Source organism: Plectonema radiosum NIES-515 (genome assembly GCF_025753815.1).
GTDB classification, from domain to species: Bacteria; Cyanobacteriota; Cyanobacteriia; order Cyanobacteriales; family Nostocaceae; genus Hassallia; species Hassallia radiosum_A.
Window position 1 is genome coordinate 1 of sequence record NZ_JAOWRF010000030.1, and the last position, 1,681, is coordinate 1,681.

Annotated in this window: 2 protein-coding genes; one reads left to right on the plus strand and one right to left on the minus strand. The window is 42.9% G+C overall.

What is annotated here, in order from left to right:
- The coding region (locus OGM63_RS01830) for a glycosyltransferase family protein (RefSeq protein ID WP_511041078.1) at positions 1-830 on the plus strand (830 nt) is incomplete at its 5' end.
- A 171-nt stretch (positions 831-1,001) separates the two neighbouring features.
- Here the strand turns inward: OGM63_RS01830 and OGM63_RS01835 are convergent.
- On the minus strand, positions 1,002-1,388 hold the full coding sequence (locus OGM63_RS01835; RefSeq protein ID WP_263743792.1) for a hypothetical protein: 387 nt from the start codon (positions 1,386-1,388) through the stop codon (positions 1,002-1,004).
- Positions 1,389-1,681: the final 293 nt, after the last annotated feature.

The window sequence follows — 1,681 nt, forward strand, 5'->3', positions numbered from 1 at the left end:
GGGGGGGGGGGGGCGGGGACAAGGAAGACAAGGAAGACAAGGAAGACAAGGAAGACAAGGAAGAATTTGCTATCTCATCTCCCTCATCTCCCAAAACCGAATTAATTGGACTTTTACCGGGATCGAAAGCGGCAAAGTTGTCACAGGGAGTGCCTTTGATGTTAGCGATCGCTGAATACATTCACAGCAAAAGACCGGAAATTCAGTTTGTCATTCCTGTAGCCCCAACTTTGGATTTACCAACTTTAGCTAGTTTTGCCGATCCCGAAAAAAACCCCTTTGTGAAAACCTTCGGCTTTAGCAACGCTTCTTTGTGCAGACGTTCTGGTGGAACGTCTCTACTCCTAACTGCCAAAGGTTTAAGTGTAGAACTTTACACCCATACGCCTGCTTATGACTTATTATCTGAATGCAGTATCTGCCTAACTACAGTCGGGGCAAACACCGCTGAACTCGGTTCTTTAGGGGTGCCGATGATTGTTTTGCTACCAACACAACAACTTGATGCTATGCGTTCTTGGGATGGTTTACCCGGACTTTTGGCAAATATGCCTTTACTTGGTTCCAGCTTTGCTAAGTTAATTAACTGGTTGGTGCTACAACGAAAGGGTTTATTAGCATGGCCCAATATTTGGGCACAGTCAATGATAGTCCCGGAATTGGTGGGAAAACTTCAACCCCAAGAGGTGGGGGAGATGGTTTTAGATTATTTGGCTCATCCAGAAAAATTGGCAGCAATTCGAGCGAAATTGCACAGTGTTAGAGGTGAAGCGGGAGCCGCGAAAAAATTAGCCCAAATCGTTTCAGAAGTTATAGGAGTTAGGAGTTAGGAGTTAGGAGTTGGGAGTTTGGAGTTAGGAGTTAGGAGTTGGGAGTTGGGAGTTGGGAGTTGGGAGTTGGGAGTTGGGAGTTGGGAGTTGGGAGTTGGGAGTTGGGAGTTGGGAGTTTTTAACTATTCACTCCTGACTCCCAACTTTTAACTATTCACTCCTCACTCCTAACTATTCGGATGACTTTCCATCTCTGCGTCCTAGTTCATAAACGCCGCAACCCATACATGAAAGTATACCCATACTGATTGACCAACTGCGACCTAAGCCTAGTTCTACGCCCCAGTTGCATAATGCGCCAAAAATTAGAAACGGCACTATGCTGAAAAGCGACGCGTAAAAGGCGTTTTGGGATTCTCTTGCTTGACGAGTCTTTTCAAATTCTGATTTGCTCATGTAAAGCGATCGCTCGGCAAAGTTAAACCAGCGATTAAGAAGCAGAATTACCCATTCACTGACTGGGGAAAAAGCTAAATATAGGGCTAAAGACCACAAACTTGTACCAGCGATCGCGATGGTGTCTAACTCAATTTTGAAAGGTAATATTTCAGTCAGCATGGATTTTGTCAATTCTGCAAAGCTAAATCAACCATGTAAGCTATTTTTAGCAGAAAGTCAACTCCATTTGGGCTGATTTGGTACTCTATCTCTGCTGGATACTAGGGATTGGTAGCTGGTAAAGACAAATAGTACCTTAGGTATTGCCCAATCTACTAACCCATATTAAAAGCTTTTTAATTATTATTAAAAATAAAATTCTTCTAAAAATGGGTATAGCTTATTTGCTAAAAATTCAAACTTTTCTCCAATCGAATCAGGAGAAGTTATTTCATATCCTCTACCATTTAACC